The 26,182-nt window shown below is 63.5% G+C and carries 24 protein-coding genes; 15 read left to right on the forward strand and 9 right to left on the reverse strand.

What is annotated here, in order from left to right; translation table 11 throughout:
• Positions 1 to 76: 76 nt before the first annotated feature.
• The 3 genes from QBJ92_RS10925 to QBJ92_RS10935 are packed head-to-tail and all read left to right on the forward strand — an operon-like array spanning position 77 to position 2,588.
• On the forward strand, positions 77 to 571 hold the full coding sequence (locus QBJ92_RS10925) for a DUF427 domain-containing protein (protein WP_277969728.1): 495 nt from the start codon (positions 77 to 79) through the stop codon (positions 569 to 571).
• Positions 565 to 2,073 (forward strand): deoxyribodipyrimidine photo-lyase, encoded by a 1,509-nt coding sequence (locus QBJ92_RS10930; RefSeq protein ID WP_277969729.1) that lies wholly within the window; start codon positions 565 to 567, stop codon positions 2,071 to 2,073. The genes QBJ92_RS10925 and QBJ92_RS10930 overlap by 7 nt, the downstream gene beginning before the upstream one ends.
• Positions 2,070 to 2,588, forward strand: coding sequence for a YdcF family protein (locus QBJ92_RS10935; protein ID WP_277969730.1), 519 nt, complete (start codon positions 2,070 to 2,072; stop codon positions 2,586 to 2,588). The genes QBJ92_RS10930 and QBJ92_RS10935 overlap by 4 nt, the downstream gene beginning before the upstream one ends.
• A 40-nt stretch (positions 2,589 to 2,628) precedes the next feature.
• Here the strand turns inward: QBJ92_RS10935 and QBJ92_RS10940 are convergent, their stop codons facing one another.
• Together QBJ92_RS10940 and QBJ92_RS10945 are read right to left on the reverse strand one after the other, a co-directional pair.
• Complete coding sequence (locus tag QBJ92_RS10940) at positions 2,629 to 5,124, reverse strand: ABC transporter permease (RefSeq protein WP_277969731.1); 2,496 nt, start codon at positions 5,122 to 5,124, stop codon at positions 2,629 to 2,631.
• Positions 5,121 to 5,870: an ABC transporter ATP-binding protein gene (locus QBJ92_RS10945; protein ID WP_431358389.1), complete on the reverse strand. Its 750-nt coding sequence runs from the start codon at positions 5,868 to 5,870 to the stop codon at positions 5,121 to 5,123. Before QBJ92_RS10945 ends, QBJ92_RS10940 begins: the two co-directional genes overlap by 4 nt.
• Between QBJ92_RS10945 and QBJ92_RS10950 the strand changes: the two genes are divergently transcribed.
• The 4 genes from QBJ92_RS10950 (at position 5,870) to QBJ92_RS10965 (ending at position 9,176) form a co-directional block, all read left to right on the forward strand.
• Positions 5,870 to 6,472 (forward strand): arylesterase, encoded by a 603-nt coding sequence (locus QBJ92_RS10950; RefSeq protein WP_277969733.1) that lies wholly within the window; start codon positions 5,870 to 5,872, stop codon positions 6,470 to 6,472. The two genes, QBJ92_RS10945 and QBJ92_RS10950, sit on opposite strands and share 1 nt — an antisense overlap.
• Positions 6,473 to 6,491: 19 nt before the next feature.
• Positions 6,492 to 6,752: a hypothetical protein gene (locus QBJ92_RS10955; protein ID WP_277969734.1), complete on the forward strand. Its 261-nt coding sequence runs from the start codon at positions 6,492 to 6,494 to the stop codon at positions 6,750 to 6,752.
• A gap of 271 nt (positions 6,753 to 7,023) precedes the next feature.
• Entirely contained in the window at positions 7,024 to 7,722 is a 699-nt protein-coding gene (locus QBJ92_RS10960; RefSeq protein ID WP_277969735.1) for an acetylxylan esterase, read from the forward strand.
• A gap of 8 nt (positions 7,723 to 7,730) precedes the next feature.
• Positions 7,731 to 9,176: a family 43 glycosylhydrolase gene (locus QBJ92_RS10965; RefSeq protein ID WP_277969736.1), complete on the forward strand. Its 1,446-nt coding sequence runs from the start codon at positions 7,731 to 7,733 to the stop codon at positions 9,174 to 9,176.
• A gap of 70 nt (positions 9,177 to 9,246) precedes the next feature.
• On the opposite strand, the gene QBJ92_RS10970 is transcribed toward QBJ92_RS10965, so the two are convergent.
• The 5 genes from QBJ92_RS10970 to QBJ92_RS10990 form a co-directional block, all read right to left on the reverse strand.
• On the reverse strand, positions 9,247 to 9,645 hold the full coding sequence (locus QBJ92_RS10970) for a hypothetical protein (RefSeq protein ID WP_277969737.1): 399 nt from the start codon (positions 9,643 to 9,645) through the stop codon (positions 9,247 to 9,249).
• A gap of 154 nt (positions 9,646 to 9,799) precedes the next feature.
• Positions 9,800 to 10,987, reverse strand: a complete 1,188-nt coding sequence (locus tag QBJ92_RS10975; protein WP_277969738.1) for a DUF2252 family protein — start codon at positions 10,985 to 10,987, stop codon at positions 9,800 to 9,802.
• 161 nt (positions 10,988 to 11,148) lie between these two features.
• Entirely contained in the window at positions 11,149 to 11,595 is a 447-nt protein-coding gene (locus tag QBJ92_RS10980) for a VOC family protein (RefSeq protein WP_277969739.1), read from the reverse strand.
• An 86-nt stretch (positions 11,596 to 11,681) separates the two neighbouring features.
• Complete coding sequence (locus tag QBJ92_RS10985) at positions 11,682 to 12,317, reverse strand: NIPSNAP family protein (protein ID WP_277969740.1); 636 nt, start codon at positions 12,315 to 12,317, stop codon at positions 11,682 to 11,684.
• Positions 12,318 to 12,479: 162 nt separating this feature from the next.
• Positions 12,480 to 13,787: a dicarboxylate/amino acid:cation symporter gene (locus QBJ92_RS10990; RefSeq protein WP_277969741.1), complete on the reverse strand. Its 1,308-nt coding sequence runs from the start codon at positions 13,785 to 13,787 to the stop codon at positions 12,480 to 12,482.
• 103 nt (positions 13,788 to 13,890) lie between these two features.
• Here QBJ92_RS10990 and QBJ92_RS10995 point away from each other — a divergent pair, with 103 nt between their 5' ends.
• Both QBJ92_RS10995 and alaS read left to right on the forward strand, forming a co-directional pair.
• Positions 13,891 to 15,144, forward strand: a complete 1,254-nt coding sequence (locus QBJ92_RS10995; protein ID WP_277969742.1) for a M24 family metallopeptidase — start codon at positions 13,891 to 13,893, stop codon at positions 15,142 to 15,144.
• A gap of 65 nt (positions 15,145 to 15,209) precedes the next feature.
• Positions 15,210 to 17,867 (forward strand): alanine--tRNA ligase, encoded by a 2,658-nt coding sequence (alaS, locus tag QBJ92_RS11000; protein WP_277969743.1) that lies wholly within the window; start codon positions 15,210 to 15,212, stop codon positions 17,865 to 17,867.
• A gap of 179 nt (positions 17,868 to 18,046) precedes the next feature.
• On the opposite strand, the gene QBJ92_RS11005 is transcribed toward alaS, so the two are convergent.
• Entirely contained in the window at positions 18,047 to 19,840 is a 1,794-nt protein-coding gene (locus QBJ92_RS11005; protein WP_277969744.1) for a cation:proton antiporter, read from the reverse strand.
• Positions 19,841 to 19,977: 137 nt separating this feature from the next.
• A complete protein-coding gene (locus QBJ92_RS11010; protein ID WP_277969745.1) occupies positions 19,978 to 21,198 on the reverse strand; it encodes an NADP-dependent isocitrate dehydrogenase in 1,221 nt (406 codons plus the stop codon).
• 183 nt (positions 21,199 to 21,381) lie between these two features.
• Between QBJ92_RS11010 and QBJ92_RS11015 the strand changes: the two genes are divergently transcribed.
• The 6 genes from QBJ92_RS11015 (at position 21,382) to pyrH (ending at position 26,182) form a co-directional block, all read left to right on the forward strand.
• Entirely contained in the window at positions 21,382 to 22,113 is a 732-nt protein-coding gene (locus tag QBJ92_RS11015; RefSeq protein ID WP_277969746.1) for a phosphatidylserine decarboxylase, read from the forward strand.
• A gap of 19 nt (positions 22,114 to 22,132) precedes the next feature.
• Positions 22,133 to 22,960, forward strand: a complete 828-nt coding sequence (gene pssA / locus QBJ92_RS11020) for a CDP-diacylglycerol--serine O-phosphatidyltransferase (protein WP_431358390.1) — start codon at positions 22,133 to 22,135, stop codon at positions 22,958 to 22,960.
• A 53-nt stretch (positions 22,961 to 23,013) separates the two neighbouring features.
• A complete protein-coding gene (locus QBJ92_RS11025) occupies positions 23,014 to 23,259 on the forward strand; it encodes a hypothetical protein (protein WP_277969748.1) in 246 nt (81 codons plus the stop codon).
• 110 nt (positions 23,260 to 23,369) lie between these two features.
• Entirely contained in the window at positions 23,370 to 24,218 is an 849-nt protein-coding gene (rpsB, locus tag QBJ92_RS11030; protein ID WP_242139045.1) for a 30S ribosomal protein S2, read from the forward strand.
• 85 nt (positions 24,219 to 24,303) lie between these two features.
• The gene (tsf, locus tag QBJ92_RS11035; protein ID WP_277969749.1) at positions 24,304 to 25,239 is read left to right on the forward strand and encodes a translation elongation factor Ts; all 936 of its coding nucleotides are present in this window, start codon (positions 24,304 to 24,306) and stop codon (positions 25,237 to 25,239) included.
• A 214-nt stretch (positions 25,240 to 25,453) separates the two neighbouring features.
• Positions 25,454 to 26,182 (forward strand): UMP kinase, encoded by a 729-nt coding sequence (pyrH, locus tag QBJ92_RS11040; RefSeq protein ID WP_277969750.1) that lies wholly within the window; start codon positions 25,454 to 25,456, stop codon positions 26,180 to 26,182.

The following is a 26,182-nucleotide window of genomic DNA, read 5'->3' on the forward strand; positions in this document are numbered from 1 at the left end:
TCGCGCATTATGTCGGTCACAACCGCTCAGACCGATCCCACGGGACCATCCCCCGTGACGGTAAGGAGCAACGTGCGTGAGGCCTGAACCCGAAACGCCTGCCGCCGGTCAGGAGAGCGTCTGGCTCTATCCACGACCGGCAATCGCAGAGCCAAGTCATCGGCGGATCCAAATCGTCCATGCGGGGATCGTTGTCGCCGACACGTCGTCAGCAGTGCGTACGCTTGAGACGAGCCATCCCCCGAGCTGGTATATCCCGCCGGACTCGATCACTTCGGGCTTGTTGCGTTCCTCGGATCGCCGATCGTTCTGCGAATGGAAGGGCGAGGCACGCTACTGGCATTTGGACGTCGGCGGACGGATGCTGCGCGACGTGGGGTGGAGCTACGCGAACCCAACGCGCGCCTTCGTAATATTGCGCGACCACATTGCCTTCTACGCCGCGCCGTTCGACCGCTGTACGATCGACGGCGAACGTGTGCGACCGCAACCCGGTGGGTTTTACGGGGGGTGGATCACATCCGATTTGGCCGGTCCCTTCAAGGGCGTTCCGGGTAGCATGGGATGGTAACCGCAGCGTTACCCCTCGGGCTGTCCGACTGGCGCGAAGTGCCACGTGTTCGGAAGTTGAACGCCGTGCCGCTCGCGGCCGAAGCACACTACGTGCTGTGCTGGCTCCAGCAGGCGCTGCGGGCCACCGACAATCCGGCGATCGACGCAGCCGTCCGCCTCGGCAATGCGCTGCGCTTGCCGGTGCTGGTCTACCACGGCGTGCGACAAGACTATCCTTACGCCTCGGATCGGCTGCATTATTTTATCCTGGGTGCCAGCCGCGACGTTGCGTCGGGGTGTCGGGCACGCGGCCTTGCTTGCGTCCAGCACGTCGATCGTGAAGAGCATCGCGAGAAAGGGCTGGTGTATCGGCTGGGTGCAAACGCGGCCGCGCTGATTGTCGAGGACCAGCCAACGTTTGTCGCGCGCTGGCAGACGGAGCGGGTTGCCGCTCGAATTCCGATCCCCGTCTATGCGATCAACGCGGCCTGCCTTGTGCCGCCCGCCGTGGTGGGAGACGGGATCAGCGGCCGCTCCGGCTTTCTGCGCCGCCACGAACCCGAACGCGCGGCATGGGTAGACGCAAACGACGAACCGACCGATATCGCACCGTACCAGGGCCCGTTGCCGTTCGTACCCGACACCCTCGACGGTAATCTCGACATGCTCGTCACATCGCTTGCAATCGACCACAGCGTGCCCGTGAGCGCGGCGTTTCCCGCCGGCCGGGCTGCGGCAGAGACGCGGCTGACCCGCCTGATCGACGACGTGCTTCCCGATTACGCCGCCACCCGCAACGATGCGACGCGGCGTGACGGTGCGAGCGGTCTGTCGCCCTATCTGCATTTCGGTGTGCTGGGTCCGCGCGAAGTCATGCGCGCGGTGACGGCAGCCTCGGTCGGGGCGCGGCACCGCATCAAGTTCGCGGACGAGCTGCTCGGGTGGCGCGAGTGGTTTCACTACCAGGCCCGTGCGATGTCTGCGCCCGAAAGCTATGGCCGCATCGCCGGTTGGGCCCGCGCCACCTTGGCAGATCATTCCGGCGACTCTCGGCCTCAGCAGGAGAGCCTGACGGCAATGTTGCGCGGCGAGACGCGTGACGAGAGCTGGAATGCCTGCCAGCGCCAGTTCCTGCGGTTCGGCTGGATGCACAACAATCTCCGGATGTATTGGGCGAAGCGGATCCTTGCGATGACGCCCGATCCCGAAACGGCCTGGGCGACGGCCTGTTACCTCAACGACCGGCTCAGCCTCGACGGCCGGGATCCCGCAACCTACGGCAATATCGCCGCAATGTTCGGCGGCGCGCCCGGCGAAACCGATCGTCCGGTCTATGGTCGGGTCGTCCCTCGGGGCGACGGGTCCACCCGCGGACGCGACGGCGGTGCCGCATGGATTGCCAAGACGGCGTCGCAACCCGTCCCCGCAGTGAGTATCCCCGCCGACGTGCCGCGAGAGCGCTATGGTTGCGGTTGCACGAACACCGCCGATGATCAGCCCGGAAAGGCTAAGCGTTCATGACGGCTGTGCACGGAAAAGCCGAGCGAACCCTCGTCGTGGTGTTCGGCGCTGCAGTTCGTCCCGATGGCAGCGCCAGTCCGGCCCTCGCGCGCCGCATCGGCTATGCGGCAGCGGTTGCGGAAGCAGATCCGAGCGTGGATCTATTCCTGTCGGGCGGGGTGGGGACGTATCGTCCATCGGAAGCGCGCGTGATGGCGACAATGGTCGAAGGGGTTGTCTCAGCGGAAAGGCTCATCCTGGACGAAATCAGCCGCGATACGTTGCAGACGGTGCAAGCGGCGGTCGCTTATGGCCGCGCGCACGGCTATTCCAGGGTCCAGCCGTGCACGGACGCGTACCACCAGCCGCGCGCGATCATGCTGTTTCGCATGCTGGGTTTCGCGACCCGCCCGCTGCCGATCGTCGCGCGCGGCCCGAAGCGACTGCGCGCCAAGATGTGGGCCCGCGAGCTCGCCGCGATACCCTATGACGCAGTGGCCGGTCTGAACGCGCTTTGGCGCGGTCGACGCAAATAGAAGCGAGCGATGCGGGGAAACGTGACCGGCGATCCCGCCTTCAAAGGTCCCGCAGCGCTGCGGCGGGCCGCGCACGGAGGGCGGGGATGCTGCCTGCGATCCCCATCCCGAGCGTGATCGCGACGGCGATCGCAAGCGTCGCGGCGACTGTGTCCCAACGCGGCGCCCAGGCAATTGAGAACACATGTGTCACAACGTACCAGCCGGCGCCCGCTCCGATCGCTAGGGCAACCGAAACGAGGATTGTCGCCAGCATTGCATACTCCAGCGCTTGCGCGCCCAACACCTGGCGCCGGCTGCCGCCCAGCAGCTTCAAAATGATGGCATCGTACCGCCGTGCGCGCGCCGATGCGGCGACGGCACCGATCAGCACCGCAATCCCCGCCGCAACCGTCACCGCCGCCGCCGCACGGACAGCCAGCGCGATCTGGCCAAGGACCGCGCCAAGTTGACCGATCACGTCCCCGACGCGGATCAGCGTGACCGAGGGTAACGCCGTGCCGACGCTGCGCATGATCGCACCGTCCCGTGCGGGTTCGGCATAGACGCTGGCAAGAAGGCCGTGTGGTGCCTCCTCGATATAGCCGGGGGAAAAGACGATTGCGAAGTTGAGTCCAAGCCCGCCCCAGTCGATGGTTCGCAACGCGGCGATCCGTGCCGGCACGTCGACGCCGAGGACCGACACCGTGATCGTATCGCCGATTTTAAGACCCAGCGAAGTGGCTGCCTTATCCTCGAGCGAGACGAGCGGTGGCCCCCGATAGTTGGAAGGCCACCATTTGCCTGCGACGACCACGTTGCGCGGCGGTAGCGTCGCCGACCAGGTGATCGTTCGGTCGCCCCGCAGGATCCAGGCACCTTCCGGCAGCGTCTTCATGTCGGCCACGCGCTGCCCGCGCAAGGCAACGATCGACCCGCGCAGCGACGGCAGCGTTTCGATCTTGGCGGCGGGGGCGGCAACCTTCACCGCGTTCGCGAAAACGGCATTGTCTTCCGATTGCAAGTCGATTGCGAAGAAGCGGGGCGCCTTGGCGGGCGCAGCGTTGCGTAGTTCGGAGGCCAAGCTTGCGTCTATGACAGCGAGCGCCACGAACAGCGAGAAACCGAGGCCCAGGGCAACCACGAGCCGGTCGGTTTGCGCGCCCGGTCTGTGCAGGTTCGCGATGGCCAGTCGCACTAGCGGCCTTCGAGAACGTGGGAGACTGGCGGCGACAAATCGGATCGCGAGGCCAAGAAGCCAGAGCAGCACGATCAGCGCCGTCACTGCCCCGACGAAGCCCAACGCGAGAAGGCGATTGGATGCCGTGAGGACGGCAAGCCCGACCAGCGCGGCCACGAGGAGCACCATTATGCCGAGCACTAGCGCTGACGGACGCCGACGCGTTGCAAGGGCGTCGCGCAACAGGGTCGCTGCCGGTACGTCGCGCGCCCGCGCCAGTGCGGGCAGGGCGAAGAGCAACGCTACAAGCAGCGCGAGCACCGCCGAGGTGGCCAGCGGCACGGGATAAAACGCAAGACGTGGCGGCACCGGAAGCGCCGCGCCGACGACCCCCGAAATGAGCCACGGCACCGCCGCACCGACCAGCAGGCCGCCACCGATCCCGGCGGCCGCCACCATTCCCAGTTGCGCCAGGAAGACGATTGCGATCGTCCGCGAGGTCGCCCCCAGAACCTTTAGCGTCGCGATGATCCGTGTCTTCCCCGCCAGATAGGCGGCAACGCCGCTCCCCACGCCGACCCCCGCAATGGCGAGCGCAGCAAGCCCGACCAGCATCAGAAACTGGCCGAACTGATCGATACCACGCCGCAAGCCGCCGGCCGCGCTGTCGCTCGTCCGTGCCGACCATCCGGCACTGGGGAAACGTCCGAGCAGCTGATCCCGTACCCGAGTAGCCTCGGCAGGATTGTTGAGCACGACGCGATACCGGCTTTCATAGAGGCTACCGGGCTGAACCAGCGCTGTCGCATCCAATCCCTTAAGGTCGACCAGTGCTGGCGGCCCGAGCGTAAACCCCGCGCCAAGCCGATCGGGTTCTTCCGCGATGATTCCGATAACCCGCAGAGGTGTCGTCCCCACCCGAACGCTGTCCCCCGTTTTCACGCCCAGCCGATCCGCCGCCGCCGCGGCAATGGCGATCTCGCGGTCGTGCGGGCGAGGGGCCAGTGCCCCCGCCGCCAACCGGAACCGCCCGACGAGTGGCCACGCTGTGTCCGTTCCGCGCAAATCGACCAGCATTGCGGGGGTGTTTCTACCCGAGCTCAGCATTGCGCGCATCGACACCGTTTCGGACACCCGGCCAGCCTTGGCAAACGCCGCAAGCTCCGCCACCGTGGCGCGGCGCTGGGAGACGGTGAACTCGATGTCGCCGCCGAGGATCTGTCGGCCGTTCGCATCGAGCGCCGAAATCATGCTCGCGGCAAGGCTTCCGATCCCCGCCAAAGCCGCCGTCCCGAGGAACAGGCACGCCATGAGCAGCACCAGACCGCGCCCACCGCGGCGAAGATCCCGCAGGGCCAGCCGCCACGCGATGCTCAAGTGCGCCGCCGATCGGTGGCGATCCGCCCGTCGGCCAGGGTAACGACTCTGGCGCATCGTGCTGCAAGAGCGGGATCATGCGTGATGACGAACAGCGTCGTCGCGCTCTCGGCGTGGCGTTCGAACAGCAAATCCATGATTGCAGCGCCGGTTGTAGTATCCAGGTTGCCGGTCGGTTCGTCCGCAAAGATCAATACAGGAGCCGCGACCAACGCGCGCGCGATGGCGACCCGTTGTTGCTCGCCGCCGGAGAGTTGTGCGGGATAATGTCCGATCCTGCGACTCAGTCCCACCGCGCCGAGCTCCGCCTCCGCGCGGGCAAACGCATCCCGCACGCCCGCCAACTCCAGCGGAACGGCAACGTTCTCCAGCGCGGTCATCGTCGGCAGCAAGTGGAACGCCTGGAGCACGATACCAATGCGACCGCGTCGGGCGATGGCCAGCGCGTCCTCGTCGAGTGTGGCAAAATTTAGCCCGGCGACCGTCACCGTGCCGGTACTCGGTCGTTCCAGTCCGGCAAGCACCGCCATCAGCGACGATTTACCCGATCCGGACGGTCCAAGCAGCGCAATGCTTTCTCCTTTGGACACGCTCAAGTCGATGCCGCGGAGGATCTCCACGCGAGCGGGTGCGCGCCCCAACGACAGCGAGACGTTGCGCGCTTCGATCAGCGCGCTATCGGGGGGAAATGATATGGTCACGGTTGAAGCGATATGGACGGTGGCGGGGGATTGTCCATCTCGCATTGCTGTCGCTGGCGGGATTTACGCAGGCCGCCGAGGCTGCGCCGCGAGCACCGGTGATCTGGGCCTTCGGCGACAGTCTGAGCGCAGGCTACGGCCTTCCGCCCGCTTTGGGGTTCACAGCCAGGCTGCAAACCGCGTTGCGGCGCGCAAAGGTTGCAGCGACGGTACGCAACGGCGGCGTCGCGGGTGACACCGCTGCACAGGCGCGGGCACGATTGCGCTGGGGCTTGCGCGGGCTCGGTGCTGCACCGGATCTCGTAATCGTGGAGCTTGGCGCAAACGACATGCTGCGGGGTCTTCCGGTGGCGCAAACGAGATACAATCTGGATGTGATCCTGAAGGAATTGCACGCCAGGCGGATCCCGGTGCTCCTGGCCGGAATGCGCGCCGCCCCGAACTTGGGAACGGACTATGTAACGGCGTTCGAAGCCATGTACCCGGCACTCGCTAAGCAACACAAGGTCCCGCGCTATCCGTTCTTCCTCGATGGCGTCGCCGGCAATCGCGCGTTGCTTCAGCCAGACGGATTACATCCGAATGCGCGGGGAGTGGAAATCATCGTGAAACGGATGCTCCCCAGCGTCCGCCAAGCCCTGAAATGAACCGTGAGGGGAAAGGTGAATGGACCTCGATGACCAGTTCCGCCGCTATTTCGGCACCAGCGACCTGACGAACCTAAAAGCATCTTCGCTTGATGCTGGGATAGAGCACATGCGCGTCGATCTCGGACTGGAAAAGGACCGCGACCGGCGCTTCGGATTGTGGACGCTCCTGCATATGCTCGGTGCCGCGCCCGATCTTGATGTAGCGTTCGTTTCTGAAGCCGACCGCGCTGCGGCGCGGCGTTTCATGGACGTGGCGGAAAGCCTTGGTGAAAGTTAACTCTTGAGGGCGCATTTCCTCAGATCCGTCAACATCACCGTTCTGCAACATCAAGAATATCAATCCAATTTACGCGACCCTGTCGATCTTGCGCGTCGTCGGTTGACGGGAGGGGCAAACGCGACCTAGCGTATGGTAACGATAACAAGGCGTCCGTTTACCGAGTCGCTAGTGGGTTGAGGAAGTAACGATGCTGGGGTCTGAGCAGACGATACGAAATCAGGGTTCCCGCCTTCGCCCCCGCATTGCGACCACCGCAGAATACGCCGGAATGGCGCTCGCCGCCGCAATGCTCGCGTTGTCGGTTCCAGGCGCAGCATCCGCTCAGACCGCAGGCAACGTGGTTGAAGCGCTTCCACCGCCAACCGGACTTTCGCCTTTTTTTACGCCAGCTACCGCGACGCCTTCCAGCCCGGATGCGGATGGATTTCTCCGTCGATGGCTGCTGCTGGAGCCGATCTCGAAACCCAACCGGACGAACGCCGGGTTCACGTCCGCCTATGTCCGCGAGGTGCTGTCATCCGCGCATTATCCTGGCCGTTTTGACGCCTTGCCGCGGGATGGTGAGGCGACCACCGCACCCGGCACGCCGCGCTGGCACGCGCTCGATACGAATCTATTCGACGTGAAGCTATTCAGCCTCGCGCAAGGACTCGGGAAGCCGACCTACGGCGTTATCTTCTGGGCTGTTACGGTCGTCGACAGTCCGCGCGAGATCCGTGACGTCCGCCTTGCGGTCGGTTCCAATTCCGCGTCGGTCTGGTGGCTCAACGGCAAGGAAACCGTCGGCCTGTTCGGGGATCGGCGTATGGTCATGGACGACGTCCTGTCGCGACCCGTGACTCTTCGCAAAGGACGGAACGTCCTGCGCGGCGCGGTCATGAACGGCCCCGGTCTGAGCGACTTCTGCATCCGTTTGCTCGATAACAGCGGCCATCCGATCCGGGACATCAAGGTCGACGTGAAGTGAGATCGATCATGCAACGCTCCTCCGCCCTGACCATTGCGGCCATGCTGCTTGCAATTCCTGGTGCTGCCTCGGCCCAACTTGCGGGCGAGCCGTTCATCCACGATCCGTCGACGGTGACCTTGTCGGACGGCAAATGGTGGACCTTTGGGACACGGGGGGGCGGCCTTGTTTCGGAGGACGGCTGGACTTGGCACAGCGGTGGCGAGCGACCCGGCGGCGGTGTCGCGCCGGACGTGATCAAGATCGGCGACCGCTATTATGTCGCCTATGCCGTCGGGGGCGGCGGGATGAACGGCGGCCACGCCAGTAACGTCAAGATCATGTGGACTCACTCGCTCGACCCGAAGTCGCCCGCGTTTGGCTATCACGACGTCGGCATCGTCGCATCGACCAACGGGATCGAAGTGGCCGATGCGATCGACCCCGCGTTTCTGTACGCGGAGGGACATCTCTGGCTGAGCTATGGGACGTATTTCGGTTCGATCCGAATGATCGAGCTCGATCCGAAGACGGGCGGGCGGTTGCCGGGTAATCAGCCTGTGGACGTGGCGATCGACATGGAGGCGACGGCGCTACTGCACCGTGACGGTTGGTACTATCTGCTCGGTACGCACGGGACCTGCTGCGATGGGCCAAATTCGTCTTACAACATCAGGGCCGGTCGATCCCGCGCACCGCTTGGGCCCTATGTCGACAATATGGGCGTACCCCTGCTCAAAGGCGGCGGTAAATTGGTCGTTGCAGGAAGAGGTCGTCAATACGGCCCCGGACATTTCGGCCTGATCGATCTGGGCAATGGCGTCGAGAAATATTCGATTCATTACGAAGCCGATCTTGATCGTAGCGGTCGCAGCGTTCTTGGGATCCAGCCACTGCTCTGGAAGGACGGTTGGCCGTTGGGTGGTGCGAATATCACGCCAGGCACCTATGAAATTCAATCGGAGCGCAGCGGCGGTGCCTTGCAACTGGCGGTCGACTTCGTGCGCATGCCCTTTGACGTCCGGCGAAGCTTCATGGCCAAGAGCACTGAGCCCGTTGCGCCAATTCCGAACCAGACTCTATCCGAAGACTGCACGACTTGGCCCGCAGGAAACGTCGAGGTCGCCCTTGGCGACTACATGATCCGCGCGCACCAGCGGTGGACAATCTCCCCGGTAGCCGGAGCGGGCGGCGCGTTCGGCGCACCTTATTACAAGATCGTCATTGCCGGGACCGAACGCGCGTTGTCGGTCGGTCCGGAAGGTACCGTCCGCGCCGCGCCGACTTTCGACGGTTCCTTGGGGCAGCTTTGGCGGATCGACCAACTCACCGACGGGTCCTACCGGATCATGCCCAAAGCTGCCGTCGACGGGAAGGGACCTGTCGCGTTGGTGGCTCTTGGGCGCAGTACGCCGGCGTTGGCTCCATTCCCGTCTACCGGGGATACAGGCCGGTGGAGTTTCAAGTTGCCGTAACAACGACTTTCAACGCGCTATGCGACGAGGGCGGTACGGTCGGTTTCGGAACCGGCCGTACCGCTATCTTTCAGCATCCGTTGCGGTAGTTCTGCGACCGGTCGTGGTTCTGGTCGAGGTTCTTTCCCAGCAAACCGCCGCCGACCGCACCGAGGATCGTGCCGAGCGTGCCGCCGCCAAGGACCGAACCAAGGACTGCACCACCTGCGCCACCGGCGATCAGGCCTGTCGTCCCGCTGGAGCGACGGCAATCCTGATAGTTGCGGCGTTGATAGCCGCGATAATGACGACCATCGTTGTCACCACGGTAATATCCGCGCTGATACTGTCCGCGATCATAGTCGTCGTTCCGCTCGTACTGCGCGCGATCGTTGTAGCCGTAGCGCTGCGCTTGAGCAGGAGTAGCGACGGTCAGCGGCAGAATCGCTGCGGCGGCGAGGGCGGCTGCGGCGAACTTTTGCTTCAACATCGTACGTCTCCTTGCGAGTGATGAAGACGGTTTAAAGGTTCGTGTCCGAACCGGTTCTGAACTAGATTGGCAACATTCGTTCAGCTTGCTGGTAGGCATTTGCACGGCTGGGCTGATCGGCACCCCTACGGATCGCAGACCCGAGCAAGCGCATTTAGCGGTTCAGGGCGAAACGCCGACAATGCTCGAGATAGCCGATTTCATGCGCACCCGCCATCGCGACGATGGCGCGAAAAAGCCACGAAGGTGCCTCGAGGTTTCCGTCTTGCGATGTCAGCGTCTCGCGCCACGCCAGCCTTTCGCGGTCGCCGAGCTGTCGGGCATGCGCCTGACCCACGACGAATGCCAGATACGAAGCGGCGACGATGGCTTCCTTCCGACTGAATTGCTCGACCTCTATCTTCAGATCCTGCGGTGCCAGTTCCCGCAGGAAAACGGGTTTCCCCATTAGCTGAGCCGCGATCATCCGGTGCCCCAAATTGGGTGACAATGCCTTGGCCCCCATCAGTACGCGTTCTGCTGGGTCTGCCGGCATCGCAGCTTTTGAACTGGGCGCGACGACCGAGGTGACAGCTTCTTTGATATCGACCAGTGCAAGGCGTTCGTCCTTAGCCTTGCCGCTGGAAATGCCGACGAGTACCGCAAACCGAAGATTTCCGAGCGAGCTGCAACCCTTCCGCCAATATGCGGCGTCGACGACCCGAACGCTTCCGTCCCCCTCGACACCGGCGAGCTCCCTGCACCGTACGCGGATCGGGTCTTGCGCGAACAGGGTGGCGATCGCGTCCGCTTCGGCATGTGAAAGCTTCCAGAAGCGCTTGTTGTGCGGGATGTTCGGTGTGACGTCTTCGAGACGATCCTTAGCGAGATGACGCCACCGTCGTCCGATCGCCTTGCGTCGGACCGATCGTACGACGTTGGGCTCCCGCGGATCATCCTTGAGCGTCGGCGTCAACGCGCGGCGATATCCATCGATCATTGCCTCGATCATTTTCGCCGTGGTGACACCCGGTAAGTCCGAACTGCGTGCGGCGGTCTCAAGCGATAGGCCGAGGCGGATCAGGTCATACGCGGGGTTGGCAAGCACGGTCTGGTCGAGATCGCGGATCTGGATGTCCACCCGGTGCTCCGCATCGGCGACTGGACCGAGATTGCCGAGGTGACAGTCTCCGCAAATCCACAACGTCGGGCCTTCAGGAATGCTCGCTGCGATGGAGGACGCTTCCAGCCACTCATAAAATTGCGCGGTATTGCCGCGGACATACGCGTGAACCGACCGCGCCATCTTTAGCGCGCGCGTTCGTGCGAGCACGACCGAGCGTTCGTCGGGAGCCACGGCCATGGTTGGACTTTCAAGCTGGGAGACAACGGATCGCACCAGCGGAACCTTGAAGCATACAAGGCTAGAACCGATGCTAGACGCCGCTAAACAGACGAGATGACGCGTTAGTTGCGATCCGACGGCAAAAGTCTACCGCCAATTCTCCACCTAAATGCAACGGGCTATTTTGCTGGAACGCCGCGCGAGTCACCGACCTCGAGCCAATAGCCGTCAGGATCCTGAACGTAAATCTGGCGGACGCCATCGAACCGGACCTGCATCGTTCGCACCGTGCCCGCAAGATCCGTCCAGATGAGATGGTGTTGGTCCAACCAGGCGGTGACCGTAGCCAGATCGTTTACGTGCAGGGCAAGATGTTCGTTGCGGTTTGATGGCTTGGGCGTGGTGCGACCGTCGAGAATGTGGAGTGCCAATCCGTTTCCAAGGTCGAGCCAACGGCGGTTCTCGAGCGGTGTCGGAATGATTCTCAACCCGAACGCCTCGTGGTAGAAAGTAGCACTCCGGTCGATGTCCGCGGATTGAATTGCCACGTGCTCCGCCTGAGCTGGCACATTGGCCGGCGCTTGTGCGGCAGCGGCAGCGATGAACAGGGCTGGGGAGAGGATCATGGACGCTTTGCTCCAGGTTTGCAGATCTGAGAATTAGGTCATTTGCGGTCGACAGAGCATGCGTTCAGTTTTCCAACCCTTACCGGTCAGCGCTTCAGGATCAGTGGCGGTGAATAATCCGCCAGCGTCATGAACACGGAGTCTACCTTAGTAACCAATTTGCCCCCCGCCTCAGACGCCGCCGCGACGGAACGCCATTCAGGATCCTCCGTGAATGCCTTCCAACTTACGTCGCGCGCCGCGCGGCTGGGATAGGCCAACACATACACCACGCGCCCTTCCGGCGCCGCTTCGGTCGGCATTTCATTCCAATAGGCGACGTTGCGCATACCGTGCTTGGCAAACAGGCCAAGCGTATGCTCGCGGAACCGCGTGTTCAGGGCAGCCAGCTTCCCCGGCGCGGGGTAATAGACGCGCAATTCATAAACCAGGGTCTGCGCGTTCACCGCAGTTTCCTGGGCAGATACCGGAAGGGCGGGAACGGACAGCGCGAGACAGGCAAGGGCAAAGCGCATAACGAGTTCCTCGAACCAGAAAGCCTTGGCGTACCGCCTCCACGGCGTGATCGCAACGTCCGGATATTTGAGGGCAAACTTGCCGGACAGGTGCCATGCCAAGGCCCGTCGTATGCTTTCGCTCCGGGGAACGCTGTCGTGGGAAAGGGACGGCCAATCTTGGGCATTCTCGACATGGGTCGCAGCTGCAATGCGTTTCGCTTGCAAGAAATGTCACGGCTTCGCGTCGCACGCCAGAACAGGGCGTTTACGCCCACGGGCACGCCTTAGTTGAAACTTGAGATCCGCTTCCCAACCGAACCGTTCGTCTTCAGATGCACCCGACGCAGTCGAATATTCTAGGTGCGACCCCCTTTGCGTTTCCGCTCGTTAGCCTCGGCTAGGCGCGTGCGGCGGTTCGATCTCGGGCGCCTCGGCAACGTCCAGCGGTCCCTCCCACTTCGCGACGACAGCCGTAGCGACGGCGTTGCCGACGACGTTGGTGCCCGATCGGCCCATGTCGAGAAACTGATCAACCGGCAGAATGAGCAACAGGCCCGCCTCAGGAATGCCGAACTGCCCCATCACTGCCGCGATCACCACCAGCGATGCACGGGGCACGCCAGCGATGCCCTTCGACGTGATCATCAACACCAGCAACATCACGATCTGCTGCCCGATCGACAGATCGACCCCGTAGACCCGCGCGAGGAACAGCGTCGCGAAGGTCATGTACATCATCGACCCGTCGAGATTGAACGAGTAGCCGAGCGGCAGCACAAAGCTCGCGATCTTGCGAGGAACGCCGAAGCGCGCCAGCGCCTCGAGCGTCCGCGGGTAAGCAGCTTCGGAGGATGCGGTGGAGAAGGCGAGGAGGATCGGCTCACCGATGTAGCGCGCCAAGGTGAGCGCGCGAGGACCAATGATCGCGAAGGCCGCGGCAAACAGCAGCATCCACAAGACCGCCAGCCCGACGTAGAAGCTGCCGACGAACAGCCCGAGCGTCCAGAGAATGCCAAGCCCATTGACCGCGATCGTCGCGGTGATCGCGGCGAACACCGCGAACGGCGCCACGCGCATCACGTAGTCGGTGATCTGGAGCATCATCGCCGCAAGCGCCTCGGCGCCGCGGACGATCGGCGCGCCCTTCTCGCCGATCGCGGTGAGCGCGACGCCGGCGAAGATCGAGAAGATGACGATCTGGATGATCTCGTTGGTCGCCATCGCCTCGACCACCGAGGACGGCACGATATGCGTGACAAAGTTGGTAAGGTTGAACGATTTCTCGTCCAGCCCGACGGTCGCATCGGGCGGAGGCAGCTTGAGCCCGAACCCGCTGCCCGGCGAGACGAGGTCGATCACAAACTCGATCCCGTGGAACAGCACGAGCCCGAGCGTCAGCGAAACCAGCGATGCCGAGATGAACCACGCCATCGTGCGCCCGCCAATACGCCCGAGCGCCTTGATGTCGCCCATGTGCGCGATGCCGACGACCAACGTCGAAAACACCAGCGGCGCGATGATCATTTTGATGAGGCGCAGGAAGATCGTCGTAATGATCGAGAAGTAGCTCGCGATCTCCTTCGCTCGCGCGGTGCCCTCGACGCTCCCGTCGACGATCTGCTGGTTGATTACCCAGCCGACGATCAGCCCCAGCACCAAGCCGATCAGAATATACAGTGTCAGCCGCTTCGCCACGCTTCGTCCTCGATTGGTTCGCGCCCGCATCAACGGGAGAAAGCGCAATCGGTCAAGCGAGACGCGCGTTGCGGGGGGCGGCGCGCGCTGCCAGACTGTTGCCATGATCCTCAGCCGACGCGCCTTTGCCTCCGCCGCCATCGCGGCCCCCTTAGTCTCCGCCAGCGGCGTACTGCGCGCCGCCGAGCCCGATCTGAGCGGTCTGCGCGACATAACGGGTGGCACCGCACCGATCGGACCGGAGGAACGCCGCGGCAGGCTCGTGCGCGCGCAGGCGCTGATGCGCGAGAACGGGATCGGCGCGGTGCTGATCGAATCGGGGTCGAGCCTGACGTATTTCACCGGCATCCGCTGGAGCCGAAGCGAACGGCTGACCGCGGCGATCCTCCCGGTCGAGGGTGAGCCGTGCATCGTCACGCCGTTCTTCGAGGAGCCCTCGGTCCGCCAGACGCTCGGCATCACCGCAGAAGTGCGGGTGTGGCAGGAGGACGAAAGCCCGCACGCGCTCGTCGCGGGGTTCCTCAAGGACCGAAAGCTCGCCACCGGCCCGATCGGCATCGAGGAAACCGTCCGTTACTTCGCAGTGGACGGCCTTGCCCACGCCTTACCGGGCGCGCGAATTGTCTCCGCCAATCCGGTCGTCCGCGCGGTGCGGATGCGCAAGACCGCCCCCGAGATCGCGCTGATGCAGACCGCGACCGACGTGACGATCGCGGCCTATCGCTGGACATGGCCCCGCGTCGAGAAGGGAATGAAACCCGCCGATATCGCTGCGTTGATGAATGCCGCGACGAAGCAACTGGGGGGCAACCCGGAATTCTCGCTGGTACTGATCGGCCCCGCCGCCGCCTTTCCGCACGGCAGCAGGGACCCGCAAGTCGTTGCCGACGGCCAGATCGTGCTGATGGATTGCGGCTGCACCGTGCAGGGTTATCAATCGGATGTGTCGCGCACCTTCGTCTATGGCAGCGCGGAGAAGGACATGCGCAAGGTCTGGCAGGACGTCCGCAACGGGCAGGCGCTTGCGTTCAAGACCGCGCAGCTCGGGGTCGCTGCCGGGGCGGTGGATGATGAGGTGCGGCGCTATTATGAGACGCTCGGCTACGGCCCGCGGTATCGCTTGCCCGGCCTGTCGCATCGTACGGGACACGGGATCGGGCTCGACGGGCACGAGCCGGTCAATCTCGTCCACGGCGAAACCACGCAACTGGCGGAGGGCATGTGCTTCTCGGACGAACCCGGCCTGTATCTGCCGGGCAAGTTCGGCGTGCGGCTGGAGGATTGCTTCCACATGACCGCAAGCGGGCCGAAGTGGTTCAGCGTTCCGCCAACCTCGATCGATCAGCCGTTGGGGTAAACGATCCGCATTCGGGACGCGCGGCATACTTGAGAACGCCGTGCGGCTCGCCTAAGCCACCGCGCATGACCCAGTCCCCGACGTCGACCAACGACATCCGCCGTAGCTTCCTCGACTATTTTGCGGCCAACGGGCACGCCAAGGTCGCGTCCGCGCCGCTCGTGCCGCAGAACGACCCGACACTGATGTTCGTCAACGCCGGGATGGTGCCGTTCAAGAACGTCTTTACTGGCCTCGAATCGCGTCCGTACGTGACCGCCACCTCGTCGCAGAAGTGCGTACGCGCCGGCGGCAAGCACAACGATCTCGACAATGTCGGCTATACCGCACGGCATCACACCTTCTTCGAAATGCTCGGCAATTTCTCGTTCGGGGATTACTTCAAGGAACGCGCGATCACGCTCGCGTGGAACCTGCTGACGCGCGAATGGGGGATCGACCCCGACCGGCTGACCGTCACCGTTTATCATACCGATGACGAGGCGTTCGACCTGTGGCGCAAGATCGCGAAACTGCCCGAGGAGCGGATCATCCGCATCGCGACCAACGACAATTTCTGGTCGATGGGCGACACCGGGCCGTGCGGTCCTTGCTCGGAGATCTTCTACGACCACGGCGACCACATCTTCGGTGGCCCGCCGGGATCGCCAGACGAGGACGGTGACCGTTTTGTCGAAATCTGGAACCTCGTGTTCATGCAGTTCGAGCAGACCGCCGATGGCGCGCGCACCGCGCTGCCGCGTCCTTCGATCGACACGGGCATGGGGCTCGAACGGATCGCCGCAGTGCTGCAGGGCGTCCACGACAATTACGACACCGATACGTTCAAGGCGCTGATCGCCGCATCCTCGGCGATGACAGGCACGCCCGCCACCGGCGACACGCAGGCGAGCCACCGGATCATCGCGGATCACCTGCGCTCGGCGGGCTTCCTGGTGGCGGATGGTGTGCTGCCGTCCAACGAAGGGCGCGGTTATGTGCTGCGCCGAATCATGCGGCGCGCAATGCGCCATGCGCACCTCCTCGGCGCGAAGGAGCCCTTGATGCATCGGCTCGTCCCCGCGCTGGTGGCAGAAATGGGCGCGGCCTATCCCGAACTGGTGCGGGCGCAGGCGGCGATCGAATCGACCCTGTTGCAGGAGGAAACGCAATTCCGTCGCACGCTGGTCAACGGGTTGCGGCTGCTCGACGAGGCGACCGCGGCGATGGAGCCGGGCGCGACGCTGCCGGGCGAGACGGCCTTCAAACTCTACGACACGTTCGGCTTTCCCTACGATCTGACCGAGGACGCGCTCCGCGCCCAGGGCTTCGGGATCGATCGTCCCGGGTTCGACGCCGCGATGGCCGAACAGAAGCGGGCGGCGCGGGCCGCGTGGAAGGGATCGGGCCAGCGCGCGTCCGATGACGTGTGGTTCGACATCGCCGAGGCCAACGGCGGCACCGAGTTCATCGGCTATAGCGCTGTCGAGGGTGAGGGCGTCGTCGTCGCGATCGTCCGCCACGGCAAGCAGGTCGAGCGCGCTGATGTGGGTGAAACGGTCGAGATCGTCGTCAACCAGACGCCGTTCTATGCCGAGAGCGGCGGTCAGGTCGGCGATACCGGCACGCTCACCGCACCGAGCGTGCACGGCGTGGTCGAGGATACGCGCAAGTATCTCGGTCGCGTGTTCGCGCATGTCACGCGCGTCGGCGAGGGCGGTATCGCGGTCGGCGATGCGCTGCACTTGACCGTCGATGCGGTCCGCCGCGACCAGATCCGCGCCAATCACTCAGCGACGCATTTGCTCCATGAGGCCTTGCGCCAGCGACTTGGCGCGCACGTCGCGCAGAAGGGCAGCCTTGTCGCGCCCGAGCGGCTCCGGTTCGACTTCTCGCAGCCGACTGCGATCGATCCCGCGCGGATCGCCGAGGTAGAGACCGACGTCAACGCGCAGATCCGCGGCAACGGGTTGGTCGATACGCGGCTGATGACCCCGGACGAAGCGATCGCCGAGGGCGCGATGGCGCTGTTCGGCGAGAAGTATGGTGAAGAGGTCCGCGTCGTGTCGATGGGCAGCGAGCGCGGCAAGACCTATTCGCTCGAACTGTGCGGCGGAACGCATGTCCGAGCGCTCGGTGATATCGGGCTGTTCACGGTGGTGGGCGAGGGCGCGGTATCCTCGGGCGTCCGCCGGGTCGAGGCGCTGACCGGCGAGGCCGCGCGTGCATATTTGACGATGCGTGACGCCAAGCTGCGTGAGGCGGCAACCGCCCTCAAATCCTCCCCCGACGAAGTGCCAGTCCGCGTGGCTGCACTGGTCGAGGATCGACGGCGGCTGGAACGGGAACTTGCCGATGCCAAGAAGGCGCTGGCGCTTGGCGGCGGTGCGGGTACGGCAGCGGCCGGGCCGGAACAGGTTGGCGGCGTCGCGTTCCTTGGCCAAGTGGTCGAGGGGCTCGACCCCAAGGGCCTGCGTGGAACGGTCGATGAGATGAAGCAGCGGATCGGATCGGGGATCGCGATGATCGTCGCGGTCAACGAGGGCCGTGCATCCGTTGCTGTCGGTCTTACCGCCGATCTCGTAGCGACCCATAGCGCAGTGGATCTGCTGCGCGTCGCGGTTGCGACGTTGGGCGGGCAGGGCGGCGGTGGGCGGCCCGACATGGCGCAGGGCGGCGGTCCGGATGGATCGAAGGCTGACGACGCTGTGTCGTCGGTTCGGGCTACTCTCGCGGCAGGGTGACGGCGAGAAGCTTAACCAGTCCGGCTTGTAAGCGCCCTTGAAGAAGGCCCGGAGCCCAGTAGCGCGACAGAAGGTTGCCTGGCGATTGCCCGAGCAAATTTCGACTATCGCTACTGGACCCCGGTCTTCGCAGCAGAAGCGCTAATCGTGACAAGGACAGCGAATTCGATCGCCTGTCCTCAAGCGACCGGCGTGCTGTCCAGCCCTCGCGGCGCCCGAACGCGCTTCAACCGCGGCGCTACCGTCATCTCCGCCGCCGCCTTGATTTCCTGCCGTAATTCATCGCGCTTTTCGTGGATCGAGGCGATCACTGGTCCAACCGCGACCCCAAGGTCGGTCAACACCGCTTCCGCCAGCTGCAGGGAGCTTTCGAGCGTCTCCGGCACGGCGTCGGTCGCGCCTGCACGATAGAGTTCCGCGGCGTGGACCGTGTCGCGGGCGCGCGCAACGATTGCCAGATCGGGCACCCAGTTTCGCACGCGGCGCGTTAGCGCTACACTCAGCACGGGATCGTCCATTGTAAGAATTAAAGCCTTCGCGCGACCAAGGTTAAGGCGATCTACCAGTTCGGGTCGCACGACGTCGCCGAAAATGACCGGATACCCCTCGGCGTGTGCAGCGGTGACGACGTCGATGTCGGCCTCTACGGCGACGTAGCGCTGATCGTGGACCGTCAGCATATCGCAGACCATCCGGCCGACCCGCCCGAACCCGATAACGACCGTGCCGGGGCCTTCCTCGGGGATTTCCAATTCGGGTTCGTTTCCAACGCTCTGCTCGATGCGCCGTGCCCAGCGCCGCCCAAGCATCGCCAGCAGCGGCGTGATCGTTAGCCCGATTGCAGTGACGGTCTGCCAGAAGTTGGCGGTGGGTGCGGCAATCAGCTGGGCCTGCGCAGCAGCGCCGAGCACGATCAGCGTAGTTTCAGACGGGCTCCCCATCAGCACGCCGGTTTCCACTGCGACGCCGCCGCGGATCCCGCTCCCGCGCAGTAGTCCGTACGTCACCACCGCCTTGACCGCAACGACGGCAGCAATTGCCGCGAGGTATCCGGCCCAATTGGCTGCAATCGCCGCGAGATCTACGCTCATCCCGATCGTGATCAGGAACACGCCCAGCGCAAGGCCCTTGAACGGTGCCGTCATCACTTCGACTTCGCTATGATAATCAGTTTCTGCGATCAGCAGACCGGCCAGCAGTGCGCCGACGATCGGAGATAAGCCCGCTGCGGTCGTTGCCAGGCTGGCAACGATGACGACCAGGAGCGAGGCAGCAAGGAACAATTCGGGACTTTTGGTTCTCGCGGCTTGCGCGAACAGTTTGGGAAGGATCATCCGTCCGCCGATGAACAGGATCCCGACCGTCGTGAACGCCGCGATCCCGACGCGCGCAAGCCCGCTCCAGCCACTGTCGCCCGCCATTGGGCCAAGCGCGGCGAGCACAAAGATGATCGGAACGAGCGCAAGATCCTCGAACAGAAGCATCGCGAACGCCGTTCGGCCAACTGGGCTGGTGGTTCCCGCGATCGGCAACACGAGCGCCGTTGAGGAAAGCGACAGCGCGATGCCCAGCGCCATCGCCCCGGTCCACGGCAGCGCGGTCAGCAGGTGCAGCCCTAAACCCAGGATCGCGCCTGCGACGAGCAATTGCGCAGCACCCGTTCCAAACACGAGCTGTCGCATCGACCAAAGGCGTTTGAGCGAAAGTTCTAGCCCGATCGAGAACAGAAGTAGAATGATCCCGAATTCGGCAAAGGGCTCGATCGAATGCGGGTCAGAAATCGTGACGTAGTAAAGCCACGGAAATTGGCTGACCAAAGCGCCTAGACCGAATGGTCCAACAAGCAACCCAACGAGGATAAAGCCGATGACGGGGCTGATCTTGGCACGGGCGAAGGCAGGTATGACGAGGCCGGCCGCCCCGAGAATTACGAGGGCATCACTGAAACCGGCATTTGCAAGGGCTGATGGCATAGTGCCATCTAAGCAACAACCAGCCGCCTTGTCAGCTTATGTCGCAAAATAAGTGAAAAAAGGTTCACTTCGGCCATTCTTGCTGCACCCGCAACGGCCCGTTGCCCGGATTGAGTTCCGGGCAACGGGAATGCAGTTTAGGCGGAAGCGCCCATTGCCTGTTCGAGGTTGAGACGGACCTGCTCGAAGAACTGCTCGGTCGTCATCCACGGCTGCTGCGGGCCGATGAGCAAAGCGAGATCCTTGGTCATGTGGCCGTCCTCGACCGTCTTTACGCAGACGCGCTCAAGCGTTTCGGCGAATTGCGTCACCTCGGGCGTGCCGTCGAACTTGCCGCGATACTTGAGGCCGCCGGTCCAGGCGAAGATCGACGCGATCGGGTTGGTCGAGGTCGCCTTGCCCTGCTCGTGCTGGCGGAAGTGGCGCGTGACGGTGCCGTGGGCGGCTTCCGCCTCGACCGTCTTGCCGTCCGGGGTGAGCAGCACCGAGGTCATCAGGCCGAGCGAGCCGAAGCCCTGGGCGACCTGGTCCGACTGGACGTCGCCGTCATAGTTCTTGCACGCCCAGACGAATTCACCGTGCCACTTGAGCGCCGATGCGACCATGTCGTCGATCAGGCGATGCTCGTAGACGATGCCCGCTTCCTTGAACTTGTCCTTGAATTCGCTCTCGAAAACCTCGGCGAAGAGGTCCTTGAAGCGGCCGTCATAGGCCTTCAGGATGGTGTTCTTGGTCGACAGATACACCGGCCACTTGAGGTTCAGGCCATAGTGCATCGAAGCGCGCGCGAAATCGCGGATCGAATCGTCGAGGTTGTACATCGCGAGCGCGACGCCCGAGGTCGGGAACTGGAACACTTCCTGGTCAATGACCGTGCCATCCTCGCCGTCGAACACGAGACGCAGTTTGCCGGGGCCGGGGACGAGGAAATCGGTCGCCTTATACTGGTCGCCAAAGGCATGACGCCCGACGACGATCGGGTGCGTCCAGCCCGGGATCAAGCGGGGGACGTTCTTGATCACGATCGGCTCGCGGAAGATCGTGCCGCCAAGGATGTTGCGGATCGTGCCGTTGGGCGACTTCCACATCTTCTTGAGGCCGAATTCCTCGACGCGCTGCTCGTCCGGGGTGATCGTCGCGCACTTCACGCCGACGCCATATTTCTGAATCGCCTTGGCGCTTTCGACGGTGATCTTGTCGTCGGTGCCGTCGCGGCTCATCATGCCGAGGTCGTAATATTCCAGATCGATATCGAGATACGGCAGGATCAGCCGCTCGCGAATCCACTGCCAGATGATCCGGGTCATCTCATCGCCGTCGATCTCGACAACGGGCGTCTTTACCTTGATCTTCGCCATCTCGCACTTTCCTGTGGGGGTTTTGCAGCTGCGTCTAGGAGCATGGACCGCATCGATCAACCCGCGGCTTTCGCATCGTGAGAGAGGTGGCGTCTATCCGGGGAGCCGGCGTGTAGGCGCGCCAGTCGGGTCACACGGGCATTGACGATTGTGGCAACCCGGTCGCTCGGTTAGGGTCGAGGCATGATACCACCACCCTATTCGTCCTCTGCCCCCGAGACCGCCAAATGGCGCGTGCCCGATCTCCACCCGGAAGGCCGCAAGTATGTCGTGATTGCTTCGGTGGTCGCGCTTGTCGCACTGATCTGGCTGGGATGGTTCGTCGCCTGGCCGTTGATCGGTGTGACTTTATGGGTCGCGTTGTTCTTCCGCGATCCGGTACGTGTTACGCCATCCGGCGACGGATTGATCATATCGCCTGCTGATGGGCTGGTTTCGATGATCCAGCGCATGCCGGTGCCGCGCGAGCTGGCTGGGCCGAACGGGCTTGGCGAAGCGCCGCTGGTGCGGGTGTCAGTGTTCATGTCGGTGTTCGACGTTCACATCAACCGCACGCCGATCGCTGGCACGATCAAGCAGGTCGTCTATATCTCGGGGAAGTTCCTGAATGCCGAGCTCGACAAGGCGAGTGAGGACAATGAGCGACAGCATCTTGTCGTCGAAGGCCGCGACGGTCGTCGGGTTGGTTTCACGCAGATCGCCGGTTTGCTCGCGCGTCGGATCGTGCCGTTCGTGAAGCCGGGCGATATGGTCGCGGCGGGGCAAAGGATCGGGTTGATCCGGTTCGGCAGCCGCGTGGACGTATACCTCCCTGAAGACTGTGCGTGTCAGGTCGTTCTTGGGCAGCGCAGCGTTGCGGGTGAGACCATTCTAGGACGGGCGGGCGCAGCCGTGGCCAGCGGGATTGCGCAATGACAGGTCGGGAGGGATGGGCATGAACCGCCCGATTCGTCGGTCACCGACGCGTGGATTGCCGCTTCGTGCGGTAGCCCCCAACGCCGTCACCGCCTTGGCGCTGTGTTCCGGGCTGACGGGGATCCGATTCGCCATTTCAGGTCAGTGGGAAACCGCAGTGCTGATGGTGATGATCGCCAGCGTGCTGGACGGAATCGACGGACGTATTGCGCGGATGGTGCGGGGCGAAAGTCGCTTCGGCGCGGAGCTCGATTCGTTGTCGGATGCGATTTCGTTCGGCGTTTCGCCCGCGTTGATCTTGTATCTGTGGTCACTCAAGGATTTGCCGAGGCTCGGTTGGCTCTGCTCCCTGATCTTCGCGGTGTTCTGTGCGCTCCGGCTCGCGCGGTTCAACGCAGCGATTGACGTTGCGGAGCAGCCTCACAAATCCGCCGGTTTCCTTACCGGCGCACCCTCACCCGTTGGGGCAGGCCTCGCGATGTTGCCACTCTATCTTTGGTTCTGGACGGGGATGGACTTCTGGCGCTCCCCCTTGCTGGTAGCGCCGTGGGTCGCGCTGATGGCACTATTGATGGTTTCAAGCATCGCAACGTTCAGCTGGTCGTCCTTGCGTCTGCGCACTCATATCAGGTTTGAGGCGATTGCCTTCGTCGTCCTGCTGGGCGCGGCACTGATATCTGCGCCCTGGCATACCTTGACGTTCTTGTGTGTCGCTTATTTGGCGACATTGCCGTTCAGTGTCGCTGCCTACAATCGGGTCAAGCGGCTGCGCGGACTGCCTGGCGCGACGGTTCCAGAACAAACTGTGCCCGCACCCGCGACCGAACCCGGGGCTCTCGAACCTTGAGCGCTGGAAGGTTTTCAATCACCGGGTCTACGCCGTCGCGCAGCAGGGAAACGATGCGCGGCATCGCTGGCACAAGCGTCTGCCAAAAAACCGATGCACTAGCGGCGAATGCGCTCGCGAAGACCAGAATGCCCGTCACCATCATCATCGCTCGAATTCCTCTGTCTCAGAGCAGGATTAAGCTTCAACCCGTAGCCGCGGTCAACGTTCCGTGTTCCCGCCGTGAACATGGTATGTTCCATATTCGTTCTTCTGGCAAGGTCTTTCCTGGTCTTGCACTGGCGATGGAAATTGGCTAATGGGCGCGCCTTCACACCGCATGGGAAGCACACATCACCGGTGTCGTGCAGGGGTTTTACCCCGAACCGATTACTCGCTTCCCAGAGGACCAACCGGAAAGGAATTATCTATGGCGGCACCAGTCGTTTCCATGCAGCAGCTGCTCGAGACGGGCGCACACTTCGGCCACCAGACGCATCGCTGGAACCCGAAGATGAAGCCTTACATTTTCGGCGACCGTAACGGCGTCCACATCCTCGATCTTTCGCAGACCGTTCCGCTCTTCGCCCGCGCGCTCGAGTTCGTCTCAGCGTCGACCGCAGCAGGCGGCAAGGTTCTGTTCGTCGGCACCAAGCGCCAGGCGCAGGAGCCCGTCGCAGACGCAGCGCGCCGTTCGGGCCAGCACTTCGTCAACCATCGCTGGTTGGGCGGCATGCTCACCAACTGGAAGACCATCTCCAACTCGATCAAGCGCATGAAGACGCTCGAAGAGCAACTGTCGGGCGACACGGTCGGCCTGACCAAGAAGGAAGTGCTTCAGCTGACGCGCGAAAAGGACAAGCTCGAGCTGTCGCTCGGCGGCATCCGCGACATGGGCGGCATTCCGGACGTGATGTTCGTGATCGACGCGAACAAGGAAGAGCTGGCGATCAAGGAAGCGAACACGCTCGGTATTCCGGTCGTCGCGATCCTCGATTCGAACGTCTCGCCGGACGGCATCGCCTTCCCGGTTCCCGCGAACGACGACGCTAGCCGGGCGATTCGCCTGTATTGCGAAGCGATCGCGATCGCCGCGACCCGTGGTGGCAACGAGCAGCTTGCACGCCGCCAGGACATCGGTTCGATGGAAGCACCGCCCGCCGAGGAAGCACTGCTCGAGACCGCACCTGCTGAAGCCGGTGCCGAGCCGACCGCAGCCAGCGATGCAGCTCTGCAGGCCGAAATGGTCGCAGAAGCCGAGCGCCAGATCGACGCATAAGCGTCGCAGAACTGACATAGGGACGGGGTAGGGCATCGCTCTGCCCCGTCCAAAACCGCATCTGACACACAAGAGGATAAGTGACATGGCCGACATTACTGCCGCTGCGGTGAAGGACCTGCGCGAGAAGAGCGGCGCGGGCATGATGGATTGCAAGAAGGCGCTGACCGAAGCTGCCGGCGACATGACCGCTGCGATGGACTGGCTGCGCGCCAAGGGTCTCGCAGCTGCCGCCAAGAAGTCCAGCCGCACCGCGGCCGAGGGCCTGATCGGCGTCGAAGTCGACGGCACCATCGGCGCTGCGGTCGAAGTCAATTCCGAGACCGACTTCGTCGCGAAGAACGTGCAGTTCCAGACCTTCGTCCGTGACGTGACCGCGGTCGCGCTGCGTCTCGGTGACGACATTGCCGTCATCAAGGCCGCGTCGCTCGGCGAGAAGACCGTCGAGGAAACGCTCACCAACAACATCGCGACGATCGGCGAGAACCAGAATCTGCGTCGCGCGAAGCGCCTCGAAGTCACGCAGGGCGCGGTGATCCCGTACATCCACAACCAGGCAGCACAGGGCCTCGGCAAGATCGGCGTGCTCGTTGCGCTCGAGAGCGATGCCGGTGCCGACGCGCTCGAGCCGCTCGGCAAGCAGATCGCGATGCACATCGCGGCCGCTTTCCCGCTGGCGCTCAACGAGGACGGCCTCGACCCCGAGATCGTCGCGCGGGAGCGTGCGATCGCGACCGAGAAGGCAGCCGAGAGCGGCAAGCCCGCCGACATCGTCGCCAAGATGGTCGATGGTGCGATTGCCAAGTACCGCAAGGAAAACGCGCTCGTCAGCCAGCTGCTGGTGATGGACGGCAAGACCAAGATCTCGGACGTCGTTGCCAATGCCGCCAAGGCAGCGGGCAAGTCGATCGAGCTCAAGGACTATGTCCGCTTCCAGCTTGGTGAGGGCATCGAGAAGGAAGCTACCGATTTCGCAGCGGAAGTTGCCGCGGCTTCAGGCGTTCCCCAGCAGACCGCCTGATCTTGAGGCTGTTTCGGCGTGGCGTTGCTTTCGGGCAACGCCACGCCAGATCCCCGGCGCATCGTCGCCGCACATTCTAGAGATGCGGACCAATCCGTGGCGGATTTGCGCTGAGGCGACCGGCCGCGACGCATCCGTACGGTTTCGACGCTTCCAATCGCTTCGCGCGACCGATAAGGTCCGCGCCGACCGCCCCTTTGCCATTCGGATTGCCGTGCCAAACCCAAACTTCAAACGTATTCTCCTGAAATTGTCGGGGGAGGTCCTGATGGGGCCCAACGGCCTCGCCATCGATCCGTCGGTCACGGCGCGCGTCGCGGGCGAGATCGCCGACGCGCGGTCGAAGGGGTTTGAAGTTTGCGTCGTGGTCGGCGGGGGCAATATTTTTCGGGGCCTAGCCGCTGCCGCCAAGGGTTTTGAGCGCGCGACCGCGGACTACATGGGCATGCTCGCAACCGTGATGAACGCGCTCGCAGTGCAGAATGCGCTGGAGCAGATCGGCGTCGATACCCGCGTCCAGTCCGCCATCCCGATGGCGAGCGTGTGCGAACCGTTCATCCGCCGCCGCGCCGAACGCCATCTTGAGAAGGGCCGCGTCGTGATCTTCGCGGCAGGCGTCGGCAGCCCGTATTTCACCACTGACAGTGGCGCCGCATTGCGTGCTGCCGAGATGAAGTGCGATGCGCTGTTCAAGGGTACATCGGTCGACGGCGTCTATGATGCCGACCCGAAGCTCGTGCCGACGGCCAAGCGCTACGACACGATCAGCTATGGCACGGTCCTCGCAAATGATCTTAAGGTCATGGACGCGAGCGCTATTGCTTTGTGTCGCGACAACAATATTCCGATCGTCGTCTTTAATATCCGCGAGCCGGGCAATCTTGCCGCGGTTTTGCGCGGTGAAGGCGTATCGACGATCGTCCAGGCAGAGACAGGAGCATAA

Source organism: Sphingomonas echinoides, assembly GCF_029623395.1.
Classification (GTDB): Bacteria; Pseudomonadota; Alphaproteobacteria; order Sphingomonadales; family Sphingomonadaceae; genus Sphingomonas; species Sphingomonas echinoides_A.